This is a genomic window from Mucilaginibacter sp. P25, from assembly GCF_050859465.1.
GTDB lineage: Bacteria > Bacteroidota > Bacteroidia > Sphingobacteriales > Sphingobacteriaceae > Mucilaginibacter > Mucilaginibacter gossypii.
This window is the reverse complement of record NZ_CP193937.1, coordinates 6,816,024-6,840,713: the sequence shown is the minus strand read 5'-3', so window position 1 is coordinate 6,840,713 and position 24,690 is coordinate 6,816,024. Positions and strand designations below refer to the sequence as shown.

Annotated in this window: 12 protein-coding genes and 3 pseudogenes; all 15 read left to right on the top strand. The window is 47.3% G+C overall.

Translation table 11 applies throughout. The annotated features are described in order from the left end of the window. Positions 1-71: 71 nt before the first annotated feature. Positions 72-2,336, top strand: a pseudogene (locus ACRQ5D_RS34550) (condensation domain-containing protein); the annotation flags it as partial. After that, positions 2,331-2,903 (top strand): annotated as a pseudogene (locus ACRQ5D_RS34545) (AMP-binding protein); the annotation flags it as partial. The pseudogenes ACRQ5D_RS34550 and ACRQ5D_RS34545, both read left to right, overlap by 6 nt. A 473-nt stretch (positions 2,904-3,376) precedes the next feature. After that, positions 3,377-3,490: pseudogene (locus ACRQ5D_RS34540) on the top strand (AMP-binding protein); the annotation flags it as partial. A gap of 42 nt (positions 3,491-3,532) precedes the next feature. Continuing rightward, positions 3,533-6,952: a condensation domain-containing protein gene (locus ACRQ5D_RS34535; RefSeq protein WP_432328223.1), complete on the top strand. Its 3,420-nt coding sequence runs from the start codon at positions 3,533-3,535 to the stop codon at positions 6,950-6,952. Between the two features lie 57 nt (positions 6,953-7,009). Next, positions 7,010-8,770: a non-ribosomal peptide synthetase gene (locus tag ACRQ5D_RS34530; protein WP_432328221.1), complete on the top strand. Its 1,761-nt coding sequence runs from the start codon at positions 7,010-7,012 to the stop codon at positions 8,768-8,770. Continuing rightward, a complete protein-coding gene (locus ACRQ5D_RS34525; RefSeq protein WP_432329964.1) occupies positions 8,662-11,952 on the top strand; it encodes a non-ribosomal peptide synthetase in 3,291 nt (1,096 codons plus the stop codon). The genes ACRQ5D_RS34530 and ACRQ5D_RS34525 overlap by 109 nt, the downstream gene beginning before the upstream one ends. A gap of 123 nt (positions 11,953-12,075) precedes the next feature. Next, on the top strand, positions 12,076-17,613 hold the full coding sequence (locus tag ACRQ5D_RS34520) for an amino acid adenylation domain-containing protein (protein WP_432328219.1): 5,538 nt from the start codon (positions 12,076-12,078) through the stop codon (positions 17,611-17,613). After that, positions 17,610-18,542 carry a phosphopantetheine-binding protein gene (locus tag ACRQ5D_RS34515; protein WP_432329962.1) on the top strand — a complete coding sequence of 311 codons (933 nt, stop codon included), beginning with the start codon at positions 17,610-17,612 and terminating at the stop codon, positions 18,540-18,542. Before ACRQ5D_RS34520 ends, ACRQ5D_RS34515 begins: the two co-directional genes overlap by 4 nt. A gap of 50 nt (positions 18,543-18,592) precedes the next feature. Further along, on the top strand, positions 18,593-19,153 hold the full coding sequence (locus tag ACRQ5D_RS34510; RefSeq protein ID WP_432328218.1) for an aspartyl/asparaginyl beta-hydroxylase domain-containing protein: 561 nt from the start codon (positions 18,593-18,595) through the stop codon (positions 19,151-19,153). 24 nt (positions 19,154-19,177) lie between these two features. Next, entirely contained in the window at positions 19,178-19,714 is a 537-nt protein-coding gene (locus tag ACRQ5D_RS34505) for a TauD/TfdA family dioxygenase (protein ID WP_432328217.1), read from the top strand. A gap of 213 nt (positions 19,715-19,927) precedes the next feature. Further along, entirely contained in the window at positions 19,928-20,188 is a 261-nt protein-coding gene (locus ACRQ5D_RS34500) for a TauD/TfdA family dioxygenase (RefSeq protein ID WP_432328215.1), read from the top strand. Between the two features lie 601 nt (positions 20,189-20,789). Continuing rightward, a complete protein-coding gene (locus ACRQ5D_RS34495) occupies positions 20,790-21,626 on the top strand; it encodes a glycosyltransferase family 2 protein (RefSeq protein ID WP_432328213.1) in 837 nt (278 codons plus the stop codon). A gap of 287 nt (positions 21,627-21,913) precedes the next feature. After that, positions 21,914-22,759, top strand: a complete 846-nt coding sequence (locus ACRQ5D_RS34490; protein WP_432328212.1) for an ATP-binding cassette domain-containing protein — start codon at positions 21,914-21,916, stop codon at positions 22,757-22,759. A 790-nt stretch (positions 22,760-23,549) separates the two neighbouring features. After that, positions 23,550-23,942, top strand: coding sequence for a GntR family transcriptional regulator (locus tag ACRQ5D_RS34485; protein WP_432328211.1), 393 nt, complete (start codon positions 23,550-23,552; stop codon positions 23,940-23,942). Next, positions 23,939-24,676 (top strand): hypothetical protein, encoded by a 738-nt coding sequence (locus tag ACRQ5D_RS34480; protein ID WP_432328209.1) that lies wholly within the window; start codon positions 23,939-23,941, stop codon positions 24,674-24,676. The genes ACRQ5D_RS34485 and ACRQ5D_RS34480 overlap by 4 nt, the downstream gene beginning before the upstream one ends. Positions 24,677-24,690 lie beyond the last annotated feature (14 nt).

Here is a 24,690-nt window from a genome sequence, read left to right as displayed (position 1 = left end):
TAGACTTATCAATTAAAGTATGTTATATCCGGAGGAGAAGCACTAGACCTGGGACATGTTAAAGCCATGGCATGTCATTGTATGAAAACTGTAAACTAGTTAATATGTATGGTATTACGGAAACAACTGTACATGTTACTTACCAACCTCTTGAGAAGGTTCACCTGAAAAGTAGCAAAAGTATAATTGGTAGGCCTATACCAACACTATTCATCTACATACTGGACAAGGCTGGCCGAGTTCAGCCGGTAGGGGTTCCGGGAGAGCTTTATATCGGAGGAGCAGGAGTAGCCCGTGGTTACCTGAACCGTCCTGAACTGACCTCAGAGCGTTTTGTGCCGAACCCTTACAGTAAAGATAGGGGGAGCCGTCTTTACCGGACAGGCGACCAGGGCCGCTGGCTGGCAGACGGTAACATCGAGTACCTGGGGCGTCTTGACGACCAGGTTAAGATCCGTGGTTACCGGATCGAGCTGGGAGAGATCGAGAGTGTCCTTCAGCAGTGTCCGGGTGTACAGCAGGGAGTAGTGCTTGCACGGCCAGATGCGCAGGGCAACCGCCGGCTGGTGGGCTATGTAGTAGCCGGGGAAGGCTATGACCAGGAAGTATTACGTACTTACCTACAGTCGAAGCTTCCGGAGTATATGGTACCGTCGCTGTGGGTAGAGCTAGCCTCGCTTCCGCTGACGTCGAACGGGAAGACGGACCGCCGTTCACTTCCAGACCCTGACCTGTCGTTGGTTCGCGGGAACTACGAGGCGCCTGTAACGGAGCTGGAGGAACAGCTGGCACAGATCTGGCAGGAGCTGCTGGGTGTAGAGCGAGTAGGTGTACATGATAACTTTTTTGAGCTGGGCGGTCATTCGCTGCTGGCGATCCGGCTGGTATCCGCGATCCGTAATGAATTCCGCCAGGAGGTTGCTATCCGCGATCTGTTTAAGTATTCAACGATCCGTAGTTTATCCGGTCGGTTGTCATCAGGGGAAGAACGCGGTTCAGTAATAAAAATAGGCGTTCAGAGCCCGCGTCCGGATCGGATCCCATTATCTTACAGCCAGGAGCGTTTATGGTTCATAGACCAGCTTGAGGGAAGTGTCCAGTACCATATACCCTGGGTACTTCGCTTACATGGGATTGTAGAAGCGGCATCATTGGAGAAATCGCTTCGTACGGTTGTAAACCGTCATGAGGTTTTACGTACGGTGATAGAGCAGGACGAAGAAGGGCATGCTTACCAGCGAGTGCTGGCGGGGGATCAGTGGGAACTTGGGGTTCATGATATGCGGGGGCTGAGCGAGGATGAGATTCGTAGGGTGGTTTCGGGGCTGACCTCTTCGCCCTTTGAGCTGTCGTCGTCGCATAAGCTTCGCGGGGACCTGCTGCGAATAGGAGCAGAAGAACATATTCTAGTTTTAACGTTACACCATATAGCCTCGGACGGGTGGTCAACGCCTATCCTGATAAGGGAGCTTGTGGAGCTTTATAATTCATCAGTAGGTGGCCGTCCGGCGCAGCTTCCTCCGCTTCCGGTACAGTATTCGGATTATGCGATCTGGCAGCGTGAATACCTGTCAGGGGATCGTCTGGAATTGAAACTGGGTTACTGGAAGGAACGTCTGAATGGGGTTTCGCCCTTGCTTTTACCGACGGATTACGTGCGTCCTGCAGTTCAGAGCAGCCGTGGCCGTTCTTTAAGTTTCGACCTTGGGGCATCGTTATCGTCGGATCTTCGCCAGCTGTGCCAGGAAACTGGAACGACGTTGTTTATGAGCCTTCTTTCGGTATTCAATGTGCTGTTATCGCGTTACAGCGGTCAGGATGATATCTGCGTAGGCAGTGTGATCGCCAACCGTGGGCAGTCGGAGGTAGAAGGGCTGATCGGGTTCTTTGTCAATACGCTGGCGCTTCGGACAGACCTGAGCGGGAGCCCGAGTTTCCGGGAAGTTCTGGGCCGTGTTCGGGAGGTAACCTTAGGAGCGTATGAGCACCAGGATGTACCCTTTGAGCGCGTAGTAGAGCAGGTAGTGCATGAGCGGGATATGAGCCGTAGCCCATTATTCCAGGTGATGTTCGTATTACAGAACAATGAGCGGGAGGGATCATCGGAGAGCCTGTCTGGGCTGGAGATAGTGAGCGGCCCTTCAGAGCATACGACCTCGAAGTATGACCTGACGTTTACGCTGACAGAAGAAGGCGGGCAGATCCGTGGTACAATAGAATACTGTACGGATCTTTATACCGCAGAAACGGCAGAGCGAATGGGCGACCATTATGCGCGGCTGGCGGGTTTACTGGTGAGTTCACCGGATGTAGCGGTAGGGACATTGGAAATGCTGTCTGCCCCGGAGCTGGGTATGATCGTGGAGGAATTCAATTCGACGGCCACAGTTTATCCTTCCGACGTGACGGTAGTAGACCTGTTCGAGTCGCAGGTGTTATTGAGCGGATCATCGGTGGCTGTAGTTTATGAGGGCGAGAGCCTGAGTTACTCGGAGCTTGATGCGCGTTCGAATGCGCTGGGGCATTACCTCCGTTCTCGGGGAGTTCGTGAAGATACGCTGGTTGGGATCTGTATAGACCGAAGCCTGGAGATGATCGTCGGACTTCTGGGGATCCTGAAGGCAGGCGGAGCCTATGTACCGATCGACCCGGATTATCCTCAGGACCGGATCGCATACATGCTTGAGGATACCGGCAGCCGGCTCCTGCTGAGCAGCAGCCGTGTCAGCGCAGGACTGTCCATGGTAACGGAGGCGGAAATAGTGGAACTGGACCGTGACTGGGCGAAGATCGCATCTTACGGATCGTTGCCGGTAGAGCGGTCATTACAGCCAACACACCTGGCGTATGTGATCTATACCTCGGGCTCAACGGGCACCCCTAAAGGCGTGATGGTGGAACACCGCGGGTGTGGTGAACCTGATAGTATCTGGCACAATGAAAATTATGAAGTATCGGCATTCAGAAAGTATCGGAGGATTTTACAACTAGCTAGCGTTTGGCTTTGATGCTTTCAGTATGGGAAATATGGCCTTATTCTAGCCAAAGGAGCAAGCATTCATTTATGATATACGAAAGAGGTGCACTTGTCTGATGCCAATGTCTATTGAAGTGATATATTAAAAGCTAATAACATTACGCACAGTTTTGTTCATACTTCGCTAATTGCAGTATTTATAAATACAGCTTCAGAAGGGCAAAAAAATCTGAACTAAAGTATTGTATTAGCAGGAGGCGGGCAATTATTCCCTATTGAGCTGATCACGGTTTAGAATGATCGTGCAAATGTGTATAATAATTTATGGGCCAACTGAGAATACACATAGTAGCTACATAGTTATAAGACTGAGCATAATCCGAACGGACTTAAGTTACCATCCCGATCGGTCGTCCGATCTCAAATACGGAGATCTACATACTGGACAAGGCTGGCCGAGTTCAGCCGGTAGGGGTTCCGGGAGAGCTTTATATCGGGGGAGCGGGAGTAGCCCGTGGTTACCTGAACCGTCCTGAACTGACCTCAGAGCGTTTTGTGCCGAACCCCTACAGTAAAGATAGGGGGAGCCGTCTTTACCGGACAGGCGACCAGGGCCGCTGGCTGGCAGACGGTAACATCGAGTACCTGGGGCGTCTTGACGACCAGGTTAAGATCCGTGGTTACCGGATCGAGCTGGGAGAGATCGAGAGTGTCCTTCAGCAGTGTCCGGGTGTACAGCAGGGAGTAGTGCTTGCACGGCCAGATGCGCAGGGCAACCGCCGGCTGGTGGGCTATGTAGTAGCCGGGGAAGGCTATGACCAGGAAGTATTACGTACTTACCTACAGTCGAAGCTTCCGGAGTATATGGTACCGTCGCTGTGGGTAGAGCTAGCCTCGCTTCCGCTGACGTCGAACGGGAAGACGGACCGCCGTTCACTTCCAGACCCTGACCTGTCGTTGGTTCGCGGGAACTACGAGGCGCCTGTAACGGAGCTGGAGGAACAGCTGGCACAGATCTGGCAGGAGCTGCTGGGCGTAGAGCGAGTAGGTGTACATGATAACTTCTTTGAGCTGGGCGGGGACTCGATCATCAGTATCCAGTTAGTAAGCCGGATCAAGCGCCTGGGCTATCATGTTCAGGTGAAGGACATCTTCCGATTGCAAACGATCCGGGGGCTGGGTTCAGAGATATTATCGGGCCGGGGCCATACGTTATTTTCAGGGGAATCGGGTGTTCTTGAAGGGCCGAGCGGCCTGTTACCGATCCAGGAATGGTACCTTGAAGGCGGGGGTTCTTCGATATCACATTTTAACCAGAGCGTATTGCTTCGTATAGATAAGCGGATCGGGGCATCGGAATTAGAGCAGAGCATAGTTTACTTACAGGAGCGTCATGACAGCTTACGTTTCAGGTACGTGAAGGATGGGTCAGGTTGGCAGCAATATTACGGAGGCTTACCAGGTCAGTCGTTATATACGGAAGATATCAACACGTTGCCGGAGTTATTCCGGGTAGTTGTTCAGGATATCAGTAACAGTTACCAGCAGCAGCTGGATATAGAGGAAGGGGACCTTATGCGGGCAGTTCTTTTCCGTACCCCGGAATGGGAGAGCCATAACCGCTTGTTGCTTGTGGTTCACCACCTGGCAATAGACGGTGTATCGTGGCGTATCCTGCTGAGCGATCTGGATCAGTTGCTGTCAGGCCGTAAATCGGATCTAGGAGAGAAGGGTGCATCGTACCGTCAGTGGTATTCGAGTTTAGTACGTTACGGGGAGAGTTCCCGTGTACAGTCGCAGCGCTCTTACTGGCAGGGGGTATTGTCAGGACATAAGTCATTGTTAAGCGACCGTTCCTATCAGGGCGTTGTCAGCGAGGGCTCGATGCGGAGCCATACGGTTCGTTTAGCAGTAAAGCAAACGCAGTTATTATTACAGGAAGTGCCCCGTGTTTATCATACGGAGATCAATGATCTGTTGTTATGTGCCTTAGGAAAGACGCTAACATCGTGGTCAGGGAGCAGTAATATCGTGATCGGGCTGGAGGGCCACGGTCGGGAGTCGCTTCATGAAGATATAGATACGAGCCGCACGGTAGGTTGGTTTACGAGCCTGTACCCGGTACAGCTGGACCTGTCGGGCTGTGAAACGATATCGGACGAGATCAGGGTTATCAAGGAGCAGTTGCGTGAGATCCCTGATAAGGGTATGGGATACGGGGTATTGAAGTATATCGTGAAGGCAGAGGAGCTGATGGGAACTGAAGGCCTGGATGTAGTGTTCAACTACCTGGGGCAGCTGGATAACGTGGTAGCATCGGGCTCCTGGTTAAGCGGGGCACCGGAGAGTTCCGGGCAAACGACAGGGGCATCCCATTCGATATCAGAAAAGCTGGTGATCAACGGTATGATCCAGGGCGGGGAGCTTTCCCTGACGTGGAGTTACAGCAGCCATCATTATGATGAAAGTACGATCGCGGAACAGGCGGGCTTGTATATAGGCCACCTGGAGTCACTGATCTCTCATTGTGTATTCCAGGGCAAACAGGGTAGCATATCAACGCCGTCGGACTATGGCCTGACCGGGGAGGTAGGGTACCGTGAACTGGACCGGTTTGTAATGGGTATCGGTGAAAGGTACGGGACAGGTTCTCTGGAACAGCTCTACCGTTTAAGCGGCTTACAGGAGGGGATGTTATTCCATGGTTTGTATAACGGGGAGCTGAGCGGTTATGTAGAGCAGTTCATCTGCGACCTTTTGGACCTGGATGTTGCTCTTTTCGAGGCGAGCTGGGACTATCTTTTCCGCCGGCACAGCATCCTTCGGAGCAGTTTTCATTATGATGAGCTACAGATCCCGGTACAGTGTGTCCACCGGGAAGTGCGTTTGCCATTAACGTTACTGGACTACCGTGAAAAGCCGGTTTCAGAGCATGAAGATTTATTAGAGTCTTACCGTCGTAGGGACTATGAGCAGGGCATAGACTTTAAATCAGCGCCGCTGATGCGTATAAGCCTGATCCGTCTGAGTGAAGAACGCTACCGTATGATCTGGACGCACCATCATATTTTGACAGATGGCTGGTCGATCTCGATATTGATAGGCGAGTTACTGAAGAGCTATGATCAGCTGTTATCAGGGCAGGAGCTACCGGAAGTTCGGGAGGACCGTTATGAGGACTATATCCGTTACCTTGAAGGTATAGATAGTGCAAGTGCAGAGACTTACTGGCGTGGTTATGTATCGGGGCTGGAAGGTGGCACCTTACTTCCGTTTATATCCCGGGGCTCGCAGGAGCGCAACCGCGGAGGATTGTATAAGCGCAAGGAGCTGTTGCTGGATGCCTCGACCTCACGCCAGATCGAGCGTTATACGCAGGGGCACCGGATCACGGTGAATACGCTGATGCAGGGGGTATGGTCATATTTATTGCACCGTTATACCGGCAATCCTCATATAAGTTATGGAGTTACGGTATCGGGGCGTCCGGATGACCTTGGAGGGATCGAGGAGCGTGTAGGGATGTATATCAATACGATCCCGCTGCATTCGGTACTGGAGGAGGACAAGGGCATAGCAGAATGGTTACAGGGGATCCAGTCAGGACAGCTTCAGAGCCTGGAATACCAGTATACCCCGCTGAGCAGTATTCAGAAGTGGTCGGGCATCGCAGGTGACATGTTTGACAGCCTGCTGGTGTTTGAGAACTACCCGGTGAGCAGTGTGGTGGGATCATCAGGATCCGGGCTCCGGGTAGAGGGGCTGAAGACGGAAGAACATAGTAATTATCCGCTGGGGATTACGATCATCTCCCAGGGCGAGATCCGTGTGACGTTTAACTACAATACGGAGCTGTTGCCGGATTCGGATATGGAAAATATCCGGGGCCACTTTGAGAAGGTACTTCAGGAAATAGTATCCGGGGAAAAGCTAACGGTAGGGACATTGGAAATGCTGGATCTGCTCCGGAGCTAGAGGTATGATACGTGGAGGATATCTCAATACGACGAGCCACAGTTTATCCATTCCGACGTGACGGTAGTAGACCTGTTCGAGTCGCAGGTGTTATTGAGCGGATCATCGGTGGCTGTAGTTTATGAGGGCGAGAGCCTGAGTTACTCGGAGCTTGATGCGCGTTCGAATGCGCTGGGGCATTACCTCCGTTCTCGGGGAGTTCGTGAAGATACGCTGGTTGGGATCTGTATAGACCGAAGCCTGGAGATGATCGTCGGACTTCTGGGGATCCTGAAGGCAGGCGGAGCCTATGTACCGATCGACCCGGATTATCCTCAGGACCGGATCGCATACATGCTTGAGGATACCGGCAGCCGGCTCCTGCTGAGCAGCAGCCGTGTCAGCGCAGGACTGTCCATGGTAACGGAGGCGGAAATAGTGGAACTGGACCGTGACTGGGCGAAGATCGCATCTTACGGATCGTTGCCGGTAGAGCGGTCATTACAGCCAACACACCTGGCGTATGTGATCTATACCTCGGGCTCAACGGGCACCCCTAAAGGCGTGATGGTTGAGCACCGAAGCCTAATCGATCACCTTTTAGGCCTTATATCGGAATCTGATCTAAAAAATTGTAAATCATTTGCATTAATTGCGACATATGTTGCAGATGCGGGATATTCAATATTGTTTTCTAGTTTAATTTTGGGCGGCACCTTACATGTTTTGTCAGAAGAAATTTTACTTGATGGGCGGAGAATAAAAAATTATGTAAATCATCACTCCATAGATTGCCTGAAAATTGTGCCATCGTTGTGGCTTTTCTATGCTAATGAAGGAAACTATTTCTTACCACGAACTACAATAATATTTGGAGGAGAAGCATTTCCTGGAACGATAATTAATTTGTTATTGGTTTTGGCCTATAGAGGTGAAGTGTATAACCATTACGGTCCGACAGAAACAACAATTGGCAAATGTATACATAGGATAGATCTTAACGGGAACTATCAAATAGTCCCAATTGGCAAACCATTCTCAAATACGGAGATCTACATACTGGACAAGGCTGGCCGAGTTCAGCCTGTAGGGGTTCCGGGAGAGCTTTATATCGGAGGAGCAGGAGTAGCCCGTGGTTACCTGAACCGTCCTGAACTGACCTCAGAGCGTTTTGTGCCGAACCCTTACAGTAAAGATAGGGGGAGCCGTCTTTACCGGACAGGCGACCAGGGCCGCTGGCTGGCAGACGGTAACATCGAGTACCTGGGGCGTCTTGACGACCAGGTTAAGATCCGTGGTTACCGGATCGAGCTGGGAGAGATCGAGAGTGTCCTTCAGCAGTGTCCAGGTGTACAGCAGGGAGTAGTGCTTGCACGGCCAGATGCGCAGGGCAACCGCCGGCTGGTGGGCTATGTAGTAGCCGGGGAAGGCTATGACCAGGAAGTATTACGTACTTACCTACAGTCGAAGCTTCCGGAGTATATGGTACCGTCGCTGTGGGTAGAGCTAGCCTCGCTTCCGCTGACGTCGAACGGGAAGACGGACCGCCGTTCACTTCCAGACCCTGACCTGTCGTTGGTTCGCGGGAACTACGAGGCGCCTGTAACGGAGCTGGAGGAACAGCTGGCGCAGATCTGGCAGGAGCTGCTGGGTGTAGAGCGAGTAGGTGTACATGATAACTTTTTGAGCTGGGCGGTCATTCGCTGCTGGCGATCCGGCTGGTATCCGCGATCCGTAATGAATTCCGCCAGGAGGTTGCTATCCGCGATCTGTTTAAGTATTCAACGATCCGTAGTTTATCCGGTCGGTTGTCATCAGGGGAAGAACGCGGTTCAGTAATAAAAATAGGCGTTCAGAGCCCGCGTCCGGATCGGATCCCATTATCTTACAGCCAGGAGCGTTTATGGTTCATAGACCAGCTTGAGGGAAGTGTCCAGTACCATATACCCTGGGTACTTCGCTTACATGGGATTGTAGAAGCGGCATCATTGGAGAAATCGCTTCGTACGGTTGTAAACCGTCATGAGGTTTTACGTACGGTGATAGAGCAGGACGAAGAAGGGCATGCTTACCAGCGAGTGCTGGCGGGGGATCAGTGGGAACTTGGGGTTCATGATATGCGGGGGCTGAGCGAGGATGAGATTCGTAGGGTGGTTTCGGGGCTGACCTCTTCGCCCTTTGAGCTGTCGTCGTCGCATAAGCTTCGCGGGGACCTGCTGCGAATAGGAGCAGAAGAACATATTCTAGTTTTAACGTTACACCATATAGCCTCGGACGGGTGGTCAACGCCTATCCTGATAAGGGAGCTTGTGGAGCTTTATAATTCATCAGTAGGTGGCCGTCCGGCGCAGCTTCCTCCGCTTCCGGTACAGTATTCGGATTATGCGATCTGGCAGCGTGAATACCTGTCAGGGGATCGTCTGGAATTGAAACTGGGTTACTGGAAGGAACGTCTGAATGGGGTTTCGCCCTTGCTTTTACCGACGGATTACGTGCGTCCTGCAGTTCAGAGCAGCCGTGGCCGTTCTTTAAGTTTCGACCTTGGGGCATCGTTATCGTCGGATCTTCGCCAGCTGTGCCAGGAAACTGGAACGACGTTGTTTATGAGCCTTCTTTCGGTATTCAATGTGCTGTTATCGCGTTACAGCGGTCAGGATGATATCTGCGTAGGCAGTGTGATCGCCAACCGTGGGCAGTCGGAGGTAGAAGGGCTGATCGGGTTCTTTGTCAATACGCTGGCGCTTCGGACAGACCTGAGCGGGAGCCCGAGTTTCCGGGAAGTTCTGGGCCGTGTTCGGGAGGTAACCTTAGGAGCGTATGAGCACCAGGATGTACCCTTTGAGCGCGTAGTAGAGCAGGTAGTGCATGAGCGGGATATGAGCCGTAGCCCATTATTCCAGGTGATGTTCGTATTACAGAACAATGAGCGGGAGGGATCATCGGAGAGCCTGTCTGGGCTGGAGATAGTGAGCGGCCCTTCAGAGCATACGACCTCGAAGTATGACCTGACGTTTACGCTGACAGAAGAAGGCGGGCAGATCCGTGGTACAATAGAATACTGTACGGATCTTTATACCGCAGAAACGGCAGAGCGAATGGGCGACCATTATGCGCGGCTGGCGGGTTTACTGGTGAGTTCACCGGATGTAGCGGTAGGGACATTGGAAATGCTGTCTGCCCCGGAGCTGGGTATGATCGTGGAGGAATTCAATTCGACGGCCACAGTTTATCCTTCCGACGTGACGGTAGTAGACCTGTTCGAGTCGCAGGTGTTATTGAGCGGATCATCGGTGGCTGTAGTTTATGAGGGCGAGAGCCTGAGTTACTCGGAGCTTGATGCGCGTTCGAATGCGCTGGGGCATTACCTCCGTTCTCGGGGAGTTCGTGAAGATACGCTGGTTGGGATCTGTATAGACCGAAGCCTGGAGATGATCGTCGGACTTCTGGGGATCCTGAAGGCAGGCGGAGCCTATGTACCGATCGACCCGGATTATCCTCAGGACCGGATCGCATACATGCTTGAGGATACCGGCAGCCGGCTCCTGCTGAGCAGCAGCCGTGTCAGCGCAGGACTGTCCATGGTAACGGAGGCGGAAGTTGTGGAACTGGACCGTGACTGGGCGAAGATCGCATCTTACGGATCGTTGCCGGTAGAGCGGTCATTGCAGCCAACACACCTGGCGTATGTGATCTATACCTCGGGCTCAACGGGCACCCCTAAAGGCGTGATGGTGGAACACCGGAATGCGGTGAACCTGGTATATTGGCACAATGAAAATTATGAAGTATCGGCATTAAGTATCGGAACTTCCCTGGCAGGGTTTGGCTTTGATGCTTTTGGATGGGAAATATGGCCTTATTTAGCAAAAGGCGCAAGCATTCACATGATATCGAAAGAGGTGCTCTTGTCTATGCCAACGTTACTGAATTTATATATTAAACAAAACATTACACATAGTTTTGTTAATACTTCGCTAATTCCAGAATTCATAAAACACTTAAAGGGCAAAAAAACTAAACTAAAGTATTTATTAACAGGAGGGGGGCAATTATTCCCTATTGGCGATCACGGTTTAGAATGTGTGCTGGTAAATAATTATGGCCCAACTGAGAATACCGTAGTGGCCACTAGTTATAAACTGGCTAACCCGAACGGATTAAGTATGATCCCGATCGGTCGTCCGATCTCAAATACGGAGATCTACATACTGGACAAGGCTGGCCGAGTTCAGCCGGTAGGGGTTCCGGGAGAGCTTTATATCGGGGGAGCAGGAGTAGCCCGTGGTTACCTGAACCGTCCTGAACTGACCTCAGAGCGTTTCGTGCCGAACCCTTACAGTAAAGATAGGGGGAGCCGTCTTTACCGGACAGGCGACCAGGGCCGCTGGCTGGCAGACGGTAACATCGAGTACCTGGGGCGTCTTGACGACCAGGTTAAGATCCGTGGTTACCGGATCGAGCTGGGAGAGATCGAGAGTGTCCTTCAGCAGTGTCCGGGTGTACAGCAGGGAGTAGTGCTTGCACGGCCAGATGCGCAGGGCAACCGCCGGCTGGTGGGCTATGTAGTAGCCGGGGAAGGCTATGACCAGGAAGTATTACGTACTTACCTACAGTCGAAGCTTCCGGAGTATATGGTGCCGTCGCTGTGGGTAGAGCTAGCCTCGCTTCCGCTGACGTCGAACGGGAAGACGGACCGCCGTTCACTTCCAGACCCTGACCTGTCGTTGGTTCGCGGGAACTACGAGGCGCCTGTAACGGAGCTGGAGGAACAGCTGGCACAGATCTGGCAGGAGCTGCTGGGTGTAGAGCGAGTAGGTGTACATGATAACTTTTTTGAGCTGGGCGGTCATTCGCTGCTGGCGACCAGATTAATATCTCGTATGCGCACTGAATTAGGAATCGAATATTCAATCAAGGCTTTTTTTAAATGTCCTAACATTAAGCAAATGGTACGAGCAATTAGCATTCATAGCGCGAATACACTAATAAAAACAGAAAAATATTTAACTATAAAACTATAGATGATTTTCATCTTATTGCCAATAATTTAAATCAACCTAAAGATAAAACAGAATTTAATGTCAGCTTATAATTTAAACCTCACAATAGACTTAATTGAGCGCGCAAATAGATTAGGAATTAAGTTGTCAAGTGAAAGTGACGAGTTAATCGTCAATATTCCAAATGGAAATGAAGTCGACTGGACGTTTTTAAATGAACTCAAACAAAGTAAAACTGATTTACTGGAATATTTCAAAGAGAATTCATTTGACAAAAGTACTTTACTTCCGGTCATCAGTTCTCAAGGCGGTGGTACAGTGCGTATTCCGTTATCGTATAGCCAGGAGCGTTTATGGTTCATAGACCAGTTGGGCGGGAGTATCCAGTACCATTCATCGAATGCGCTTCGTTTACGAGGGGCGGTGAATATAGATTTTTTAGCGGATTCACTTCGGACAATTGTAAACCGGCATGAGGTCTTGCGGGCGGTTATAGAGCAGGACGAAGATGGCCAGGCTTATCAGCGAATCCTGGCAGCGGATCAGTGGGATCTGGGTATTCATAATATTTCAGGGATGAATAGTGAAGAAATCGCATCATTTATCCAAGAGTTGTCGTTGTCGCCCTTTGACCTGTCGTCGTCGCATAAGCTTCGCGGGGACCTGCTGCGAATAGGAGCAGAGGAACATATTCTTGTTGTAACGTTACACCACATAGCCTCAGACGGCTGGTCAACACCGATCCTTGTAGGGGAACTTCTGGAGTTGTATAATTCATCAGTAGCCGGTCGTCCGGCGCAGCTTCCATCGCTTCCTGTACAATATTCGGATTATGCGATCTGGCAGCGTGAATACCTGTCCGGAGACCGTCTGGAATTGAAACTGGGTTACTGGAAGGCGCGCTTGGATGGGTTGCAGCCGTTGGTGCTGCCCACGGATTACGTCCGTCCGGCAGTTCAGGGCATTGCCGGAGGTATGGTACACCGTTTTATTGATGAGGATACACGAAATAAACTTGTTGCCCTTTCCCATAAGGAAGGATTAACGCTTTATATGGTTCTGTTAAGCGCATTCAAGATATTATTACAGCGCTACAGCGGCCAGGAAGATATCTGTATCGGAAGTTCAATAGCGGGCAGACAGCAACAGGAAATAGAGGGGTTGATCGGATTTTTTGCGAATACATTAGCCTTGCGGAATCATGTTGATCCCAGGATGACTGTAAGGGCGTTATTCCAGGAGGTAAAGCAAACCACGCTGGATGCATATGCGCACCAGGAAGTTCCATTTGAGAAAGTAGTAGAGGTATTGGGAGTAGAAAGAGATCTGAGCCGTAATCCGGTATTTCAGGTGATGTTTGTTTTAGAAAATACCTCGGCCGCTGCGGAATTGAGTTTGGCCAATATAAAGCTGACAATGGAAGCTTCGGGACCGGTGAGTTCCAAATTCGACCTTACGCTGCATATCGTAGAAACCTCAGGAGGGTTGCAATTATCCATAATTTACAACAGTGCATTATATGATCGGGAAACGGCAGAGCGAATGGGCGACCATTATGCGCGGCTGGCGGGTTTACTGGTGAGTTCACCGGATGTAGCGGTAGGGACATTGGAAATGCTGTCTGCCCCGGAGCTGGGTATGATCGTGGAGGAATTCAATTCGACGGCCACAGTTTATCCTTCCGACGTGACGGTAGTAGACCTGTTCGAGTCGCAGGTGTTATTGAGCGGATCATCGGTGGCTGTAGTTTATGAGGGCGAGAGCCTGAGTTACTCGGAGCTTGATGCGCGTTCGAATGCGCTGGGGCATTACCTCCGTTCTCGGGGAGTTCGTGAAGATACGCTGGTTGGGATCTGTATAGACCGAAGCCTGGAGATGATCGTCGGACTTCTGGGGATCCTGAAGGCAGGCGGAGCCTATGTACCGATCGACCCGGATTATCCTCAGGACCGGATCGCATACATGCTTGAGGATACCGGCAGCCGGCTCCTGCTGAGCAGCAGCCGTGTCAGCGCAGGACTGTCCATGGTAACGGAGGCGGAAGTTGTGGAACTGGACCGTGACTGGGCGAAGATCGCATCCTACGGATCGTTGCCGGTAGAGCGGTCATTGCAGCCAACACACCTGGCGTATGTGATCTATACCTCGGGCTCAACGGGCACCCCTAAAGGTGTGATGGTGGAACACCGCGGGTTGGTGAATTATTTTTATGGTTTGGAGGAAAGAACAGCGTTAAGCGGATGCACTTCTTTTGGCCTGGTATCAACCCTTGCAGCAGATCTTGGAAATACAGTTATATATGGTGCGTTGCTATCTGGAGGAAACCTGCATATATTGTCAAAAGATAGGATCAATGATGCAGGAAGATTATATGAGTACTTTCAGGAGCATACCATTGATTGTTTGAAGATCGTTCCATCGCATTGGAAAGCAGTAAGTCAGGAAAATCAACTAGTACTGCCAACCAAGTTGCTTGTATTTGGCGGTGAGGTTCTGACTAAGGAGATACTGAATGAGATCAGTCTGTCAGGATACCGTGGTGAAGTGTATAACCACTACGGTCCGACAGAAACAACAATAGGGAAATGTATACACAGGATAGATCTTAACAGGAATTATCAAATAGTCCCGATCGGTCGTCCGATCTCAAATACGGAGATCTACATATTGGACAAGGCTGGCCGAGTTCAGCCTGTAGGGGTTCCGGGAGAGCTTTATATCGGAGGAGCAGGAGTAGCCCGTGGTTACCTGAACCGTCCTGAACTGACCTCAGAGCGTTTTGTGCCGAACCCCTACAGTAAAGATAGGGGGAGCCGTCTTTACCGGACAGGCGACCAGGGCCGCTGGCTGGCAGACGGTAACATCGAGTACCTGGGGCGTCTTGACGACCAGGTTAAGATCCGTGGTTACCGGATCGAGCTGGGAGAGATCGAGAGTGTCCTTCAGCAGTGTCCAGGTGTACAGCAGGGAGTAGTGCTTGCACGGCCAGATGCGCAGGGCAACCGCCGGCTGGTGGGCTATGTAGTAGCCGGGGAAGGCTATGACCAGGAAGTATTACGTACTTACCTACAGTCGAAGCTTCCGGAGTATATGGTACCGTCGCTGTGGGTAGAGCTAGCCTCGCTTCCGCTGACGTCGAACGGGAAGACGGACCGCCGTTCACTTCCAGACCCTGACCTGTCGTTGGTTCGCGGGAACTACGAGGCGCCTGTAACGGAGCTGGAGGAACAGCTGGCACAGATCTGGCAGGAGCTGCTGGGCGTAGAGCGAGTAGGTGCACATGATAACTTTTTTGAGCTGGGCGGTCATTCGCTGCTGGCGATCCGGCTGGTATCCGCGATCCGGAAAAGATTAGGCCGGGAAATAAATATTGGAGATGTGTTTGATTATCCTACACCGGCAGAATTGTCAGGCCATATGGTAGCTGGTGCCGGAGACCGCATACATCCGGAAACAGTAATAAAAATAGGCGTTCAGAGCCCGCGTCCGGATCGGATCCCATTATCTTACAGCCAGGAGCGTTTATGGTTCATAGACCAGCTTGAGGGAAGTGTCCAGTACCATATACCCTGGGTACTTCGCTTACATGGGATTGTAGAAGCGGCATCATTGGAGAAATCGCTTCGTACGGTTGTAAACCGTCATGAGGTTTTACGTACGGTGATAGAGCAGGACGAAGAAGGGCATGCTTACCAGCGAGTGCTGGCGGGGGATCAGTGGGAACTTGGGGTTCATGATATGCGGGGGCTGAGCGAGGATGAGATTCGTAGGGTGGTTTCGGGGCTGACCTCTTCGCCCTTTGAGCTGTCGTCGTCGCATAAGCTTCGCGGGGACCTGCTGCGAATAGGAGCAGAAGAACATATTCTAGTTTTAACGTTACACCATATAGCCTCGGACGGGTGGTCAACGCCTATCCTGATAAGGGAGCTTGTGGAGCTTTATAATTCATCAGTAGGTGGCCGTCCGGCGCAGCTTCCTCCGCTTCCGGTACAGTATTCGGATTATGCGATCTGGCAGCGTGAATACCTGTCAGGGGATCGTCTGGAATTGAAACTGGGTTACTGGAAGGAACGTCTGAATGGGGTTTCGCCCTTGCTTTTACCGACGGATTACGTGCGTCCTGCAGTTCAGAGCAGCCGTGGCCGTTCTTTAAGTTTCGACCTTGGGGCATCGTTATCGTCGGATCTTCGCCAGCTGTGCCAGGAAACTGGAACGACGTTGTTTATGAGCCTTCTTTCGGTATTCAATGTGCTGTTATCGCGTTACAGCGGTCAGGATGATATCTGCGTAGGCAGTGTGATCGCCAACCGTGGGCAGTCGGAGGTAGAAGGGCTGATCGGGTTCTTTGTCAATACGCTGGCGCTTCGGACAGACCTGAGCGGGAGCCCGAGTTTCCGGGAAGTTCTGGGCCGTGTTCGGGAGGTAACCTTAGGAGCGTATGAGCACCAGGATGTACCCTTTGAGCGCGTAGTAGAGCAGGTAGTGCATGAGCGGGATATGAGCCGTAGCCCATTATTCCAGGTGATGTTCGTATTACAGAACAATGAGCGGGAGGGATCATCGGAGAGCCTGTCTGGGCTGGAGATAGTGAGCGGCCCTTCAGAGCATACGACCTCGAAGTATGACCTGACGTTTACGCTGACAGAAGAAGGCGGGCAGATCCGTGGTACAATAGAATACTGTACGGATCTTTATACCGCAGAAACGGCAGAGCGAATGGGCGACCATTATGCGCGGCTGGCGGGTTTACTGGTGAGTTCACCGGATGTAGCGGTAGGGACATTGGAAATGCTGTCTGCCCCGGAGCTGGGTATGATCGTGGAGGAATTCAATTCGACGGCCACAGTTTATCCTTCCGACGTGACGGTAGTAGACCTGTTCGAGTCGCAGGTGTTATTGAGCGGATCATCGGTGGCTGTAGTTTATGAGGGCGAGAGCCTGAGTTACTCGGAGCTTGATGCGCGTTCGAATGCGCTGGGGCATTACCTCCGTTCTCGGGGAGTTCGTGAAGATACGCTGGTTGGGATCTGTATAGACCGAAGCCTGGAGATGATCGTCGGACTTCTGGGGATCCTGAAGGCAGGCGGAGCCTATGTACCGATCGACCCGGATTATCCTCAGGACCGGATCGCATACATGCTTGAGGATACCGGCAGCCGGCTCCTGCTGAGCAGCAGCCGTGTCAGCGCAGGACTGTCCATGGTAACGGAGGCGGAAGTTGTGGAACTGGACCGTGACTGGGCGAAGATCGCATCTTACGGATCGTTGCCGGTAGAGCGGTCATTGCAGCCAACACACCTGGCGTATGTGATCTATACCTCGGGCTCAACGGGCACCCCTAAAGGTGTGATGGTTGAGCACCGGTCAGTACTCAATTATATAAACTGGTCGATAAACAATTATGGTACAACAGTCCACAATTACGGTTTATTTACATCGTTGTCTTTTGACCTGACTGTTACGAGTATTTTTTCGCCGCTATTAAGCGGGAGTTTTATGCGTTTTTATGAACCTTCCGCAGATCTTTCTTCCGTTTTGAAATCTTACCTGGAGGATAATGGGGGATTAGAGATCATCAAGCTGACACCCTCTCATATTAACTTACTGGCAGAGCTGGATATCAGGTCGACAAATCTTAAGACTGTAATTGTGGGGGTGAGGAATTACAAAGCCGTCACATAGCGATATTAAAAAGAATCAATCCAGGCCTTGAGATCATTAATGAATACGGTCCGACAGAGTCGACAGTTGGCAGCACAACGTATAAGATCGCGGACAATGATACTGTTCATGAAACGACCATCCCGATCGGTCGTCCGATCTCAAATACGGAGATCTACATATTGGACAAGGCTGGCCGAGTTCAGCCTGTAGGGGTTCCGGGAGAGCTTTATATCGGGGGAGCGGGAGTAGCCCGTGGTTACCTGAACCGTCCTGAACTGACCTCAGAGCGTTTTGTGCCGAACCCCTACAGTAAAGATAGGGGGAGCCGTCTTTACCGGACAGGCGACCAGGGCCGCTGGCTGGCAGACGGTAACATCGAGTACCTGGGGCGTCTTGACGACCAGGTTAAGATCCGTGGTTACCGGATCGAGCTGGGAGAGATCGAGAGTGTCCTTCAGCAGTGTCCAGGTGTACAGCAGGGAGTAGTGCTTGCACGGCCAGATGCGCAGGGCAACCGCCGGCTGGTGGGCTATGTAGTAGCCGGGGAAGGCTATGACCAGGAAGTATTACGTACTTACCTACAGTCGAAGCTTCCGGAGTATATGGTACCGTCGCTGTGGGTAGAGCTAGCCTCGCTTCCGCTGACGTCGAACGGGAAGACGGACCGCCGTTCACTTCCAGACCCTGACCTGTCGTTGGTTCGCGGGAACTACGAGGCGCCTGTAACGGAGCTGGAGGAACAGCTGGCGCAGATCTGGCAGGAGCTGCTGGGTGTAGAGCGAGTAGGTGTACATGATGACTTCTTTGACCTGGGCGGTCATTCGCTGCTGGCGATCCGGCTGGTATCCGCGATCCGGAATGAATTAAGATTAGAAATAAGTATAACTGATTTGTTCAGTCATCCCACAATAACCGACCTGTTACAACATTATCAATCAATAAAATAAAACGACCAATAGTATTTTTTAAATTAAAAACGCAAAATTCTCAAAAAAATATGGAAAACAACAAACCAGCCTTTTACGAACCATCTGATTTTGATTTTATTAAAGACTTAGAAAAAAGTTATGAAAAAATAAAAGAAGAATTTTTCTCCGTTATTTCAACGGATGAATATAAGGAGTGGCCCCAAAAAGACATTTATAATTCCGGATGGGACATTTTTGATTTTAGATTTTTTAAGGAAGACAATAACTACGCGTTGACTAAATGTCCAGTATCTTCAGCCTTTATTAAACAACATAATGATTTAGTTATTACCGCCGGATTTTCCATCATGCGGCCCAATGCAATAATATATCCACATGTCGGCTATACCGATACGGTTCTTCGATGCCATCTTGGAATTAAAATTCCACCAGGTGATTGTCAAATTAAAGTTGGTGGTACGAGCAAAAAGTGGACTGAAGGAAAAGCCCTCCTGTTTGATGATACTTTTTTACATGAAGCATGGAACAAAACAGATGAAACAAGAATAGTGATGCTAATTGATTTGGACAAAAAACTGCTGTTGAATTCCGATCAACATCAAGCGATCTCCGAGAATAAAAGATTTTAATTTTTCATAAAATATTTAATTGAAATGAAACCAAGTAACGAAAATGAAACCCCAATTATAGACTATTTTAATAAACAAGGACATTCGGATAATCAACAATTACCGCTAATAATAAGACCTCAAGATGCCCAAATGGATTTATCGAAATGGGTTGTTGTCAATCATGAGAAATTTACTGCCGATCTCGTTAAGTATGGCGCAATACTATTTAGAAACTTTTCAATAAAAACGCCGGGGGATTTTAAGTTGTTTTTGGATAATTTTAATTCTGAGCCGTTGCCATATATGTTTAGATCGTCCCCAAGAGAACAGCTAAATCAATCTATTAAGAATATTTATTTATCCACCACGTATCCTAATAACAGGAAAATATATTTACACAATGAATCTTCTTATAGTAGGGTATGGGGAGGTAAAATTGTCTTTTGCTGCTTAAAGCCCGCTGATATTGGAGGGGAAACTCCATTAGCAGATTCCCGAAAAGTTCTTAAGAGTATTTCATCAGATTTAATTGATAAGTTTAAAAAAAGGTGTTCGATACAGAAGAAGTTTACTGCCTGACATGGGAATGCCTTGGCAGGAAGTATTTCAAACAGACGATTTAAATGTAGTAAGGGAAACATGTTTAAAATACAACATAGATTACAAGTTTACAAGTAATCGCGGAATGCAGATAGAGTGGAGTAAGCCGGCAATTTATATCCATCCTAAATCAAATGAGGAAACATGGTTTAATCACGTTTATTTCTTCCACAAATATTCCAGATATGAAGAATGTGGAATACCATTTGGGCACCCCTTTCCGGCCGAATATATAACATCGGAAGTTTTTTTGGCGATGGTTCGGAAATAAATGAGGATGAGTATTTAGAAATAAAAAAAGCCTACGCCGAAAACGTAACAACATTTCCCTATCAACAAGGTGATATTATTTTTGTTGATAATATGTTAGTTGCGCACGGTCGAAATCCGTATAAAGGCGACAGGGTAATTGCAACTGCCATTATCGACCCGGTTCACGACTCGGGATATTAACATTACAACCAGGAATGATCGCGAACCAAAAACAAGCGAATTCCATATAAAACGCCAATAGATGAAATAATATTAATTGACAAGTCAGTTGATAACTTACAATTACATAACTATCAAACTTTAGATATTAAGAATACGTAATTTCTCAAAACTGTCAAAGCTCAATAGTAATTTGCCAGCCAAGCAGATTATAATACCGCCGGCAAATATTTCTGGAGACCTACTATCTGTCATATTATGTTCTCTCAAGGGGAAGATCAATAACCGTCAAGTTTACAACTCGCATTTTAAATTTGCGAAGATTATATCTTCCTAATTCGCCATAAACCGACATTCCAAGTTTTTTGATACTACTGCTCGTTTACCCGAAAAAACATAATCTGAATTATGAAGTAATATGTGCGTCCAGGAAATTATACACAATTTCCTGGACGAGCATCAAGAAAATATGACTTCAGAAGCAAACCACATTTAAAAATAAATCAAGTTAAATAATCTAATTAAAGCCTGAAAAAGTATCTGTTGGCAATTAATTCGGATGAAGAACTGCTTACATCAAGTCCAGTAAAATTAGTTGCAACGATATGCAAATTAAAAAGTTATGAGTGAATGGAAACAGTGGGGGTCTTGGGAGATCTCCAATAAATTTATTGTAATAATTCCTGCGTTCAATGCTGAAACGTCAATTGACAAAGCAATCTTATCAGTTTTAAATCAAGATTTTGAAGACATTGGAATCGTTATTAGGGATGATATGTCTACCGATGCCACAGACCAGGTGGTAAGAAGTCTTTTTAGCATCGACTCATCGGAAACGGATTTTTCTGTTAAATCAAATAAGCGAAACGTTATATATGTTAAAAACAAGAAAAAATATTATGGCGCAGGAAATACTTTTGATAGTGTTTTAAAATATGTGTCTAATCCAAATTCTATAGTTGGCGTAGTGGATGGCGATGATTTTCTTTTAAAGTCAGATGCAATTTCTATTATATATAACGCATATCAAAGCGATCCCAATAAATGGCTAATTTGGTCACAGCACCAATCCTCTGTAAGAGGGAAGTTAGGAATGGAAGGTTACTCGGCTATTCTACCTTCTGATGAGGTGATATATTCTACAAGAAATTACTGGGCTGTATCACATTTTAGAACAAATAAGGCCGGATTGTATTCACTTATAAATCCGCTGGTATTAAATGATATCTTTGAGCCTGGTGAATATATGAAAGTTGCAGCTGACGCAGCACTTTTATATCCAATGATTGAAATGTGTGGGAATGAACGGTGCCAATTCATCGATCAGTCTTTATACCATTATAATGATGGCACTCCAACAAATGATTTAAGTTTATATCCCGAACAAGTAGAAATTTACTCCGAATACATCAGAAAACAAAAGCAGTATTCAAAACTTGACTCGAATTTTAGGTTTTAAGTTTTGATTAATATTCAGCCAATGTCGATGAAACGCGGCGCCCATAAGACCGCTCAAAAACTACTGTTCTTCCTTGAATTTATCGCTTCACGAAATAACCGGCAGTTTTTATTTAAGAAAAGTATTTTGAAGTACGCTTAATGGTTCTTGGTGTAAATGTTAAATAGACTTCTTAATATAATTTAGCTTGTAAATTTAAATAATAAGTTTTTAGAATTCGAATATTTGTTTCATATTTGTAGTGTACTATGTATCTATAACACTATCTATCTATTTATCTGTTAAACATGGTTGAAATTAAAAACTTGCATTTTGGATATCGTGAAAATAAGCAGGTAATCAAATGTCTTGACTTGAACTTGGAAAGTGGGCACATCTATGGTTTGCTCGGAAAAAATGGTGCCGGAAAGTCTACTTTGCTAAAGAATATAACTGGTTTCTCATTTCCCCAACAAGGGGCTTGTCTATTTAAAGGCGTGAGCGTTTCTAAAAGATCGGTTGCGGTATTGGAAGACATTTATTTTTTACCTGAAGATATATTTGTTCCAAATCTGACTCCTAGACAATTTGAAGCAGGCACTGGATATTTCTATCCGAAATTTAATCAGGCTGAATTCTACAATAATTTGAAAGTTTTAGATGTTGATGCAGACGAAGTAATGGATAAGCAATCTTTCGGTCAGCAGAAGAAGGCCATGATAGCATTTGGATTGGCTGCAGGTACCAGTCTTTTGGTAATGGATGAACCCACTAATGGATTGGATATCCCTTCCAAAGTGCAATTTAGAAAACTGATTGCTTCGATTCTGACAATTGACCGATGTGTTGTAATTGCAACGCATCAGGTAAGAGACCTCGACAGTTTGATCGATACATTACTTGTATTACATAACGGTGAAATAAAGATTAATCAATCAATAGATGTAATTCAAGAAAAGCTGCTTTTTGAAAACTATAATGATACCGAAGATTTGGATATTTTATACGAGGAAAGTAGCCCGAAAGGTAAAAACGTCATTGTGAAAAATACTTCTGGTGAATACAGTAAGATTGATCTGGAACTTCTTTTTAATGCTATTATCGTAGACAACGAAGCTGTCTTGGAAAAATTAATATCGTCCAACAATGATTAATATTTTTAAACTGAGTCGTTTTGCCAAGCTATTCATAAAGTTCACAACTGAACATTACAAAAAGTATTTAATGGCATTAGCGGTAACAATGAGTATTTTGATTGTTGCTGGGATCTTTCTTGTTTATTTGCTAAACGTACGGTTACAAGTCGATATTCAATTAATATTACTTTGTTGGGTGGTCTTTTTTCCGGGACAATATTTACCTGCACTATTTTTTCCGCGTTGGGTGACAACAAAAAGGCCATTTATGCCCTTTCCCTGCCGGCTTCCCAATTTGAAAAATTCCTTGTTGCCTGGATTTACACATTTGCTGTTTTCTTGATAGTTGTCGTATCGTGTTTTTATCTCGTGATACTGGTTCTCCTGAATTTAAGCAAAGCAAGTGCACCTGAACTAACCATACTAAACCTATTCGATAATGTTGACAATACAGGGAGCAGCTCATTTTTTGCAATACTTACACTGTACAGTGTTTTTCATGCTTTAGCGTTATATGCTGCTATTTATTTTAGAAATTTACATTTCGTGAAAACCGCTTTGCTATATTTTCTAATTATTTCAATTTTAATTATTGCGAATAATACTTATGTCCGATTTATAACAGGAATGAATATCGTGGCGGCGGTGCCCTATACCACGACTGTTTTTTTGATAAACGAATTGAAATATCCATAAATCCTGGGAATTTTTTTGGATTAGACACTCGGTTTTTATTTTGCTGTCTTTTCTACTTTGGATTGCAGCATATTTTAAGCTTACAGAAAAACAGGTATGAAAAATACTCATTATGGAATTTAAAGACAAGGATGCAATCTATCTGCAGATTGCTGCTTATGTTAGCGAGAGTATCCTTTTAAAGAGATGCCTTCCAGATGAGAAGATTCCATCTACGAAAGATCTCGCCGTTGAATTAGAAGTGAATCCTAACACCGTAATACGTGCTTACGAATTTTTGCAAAGCATAGGTGTGGTTGTTTATAAAAGGGGGCTAGGCTTGTTTGTTGCTCCAGATGGCCTACAAAAAATTAAAGCATATCGTAAAGAGCGTTTTTTGAAACATCAATTACCGGATTTTTTCAGAAATATTTATTTGCTGGATATCGACTTTGGAGATTTGGAGAACAGGTATGTCGCATATAAAGAAAATATTATGCAGTCAGTAACAAAGAACAAAAAATGAAAACAAGTACCATGTTTTGCATTGCTGCAGCTAGCGTTTTAATCATGTCACTAATGATTTATGACAACGTTCTTAAAGCAGCACTTCTGAATCGCAATTATACTGATGAATACGCATGCTATAAGAATCTAAGTTTTAAAAACTTTGACGCTTTTGAAATCCCTGCATCCCAAATTGCAAATATCAAATTCATACAAGGACCATATGGTATTAAAATCGCACCTGGTGCCATTAAGCATGTGCAAATTCAACAGAACGGCACCCAACTGCAAATTGGTGTAAAGAAAGGCTCCCCGATTTTTTTAAATAATGATTCATTTTTGTTGATCATATCTTGTCCTCGAATTATTTCAATTAATATCAGCTCCATGTCAGTCCGCGATGGTCAGTTAATTATCGACACTACTGCCGATGAAAGCCCAAAGGGGCATTATTCATTGATAAAAGGATTTAAGCAGGACTCAATTACAATTCTTCAAAACTATGGAAGTCAGGTCGTCCTAGCCGGAAATCATATAAGTTTTGTAAAAGCGGTCGTTGGGCAAAGTTTTAGAAGTGCTTCAAAGATCACAATATTAGAAGACAATCATTTTGAATACGCAAATCTTCAAATTCTTAACAGAAGTAAGTTGGTATTGCGCAATGCCGAAATAACAGACCTCAATTATCATTTGGCTGATAGTAGCCAGTTAGTTGTGAACGGAGCTGCAAATAATTCGCTTATTAAACCATAATACTACAAATTCGA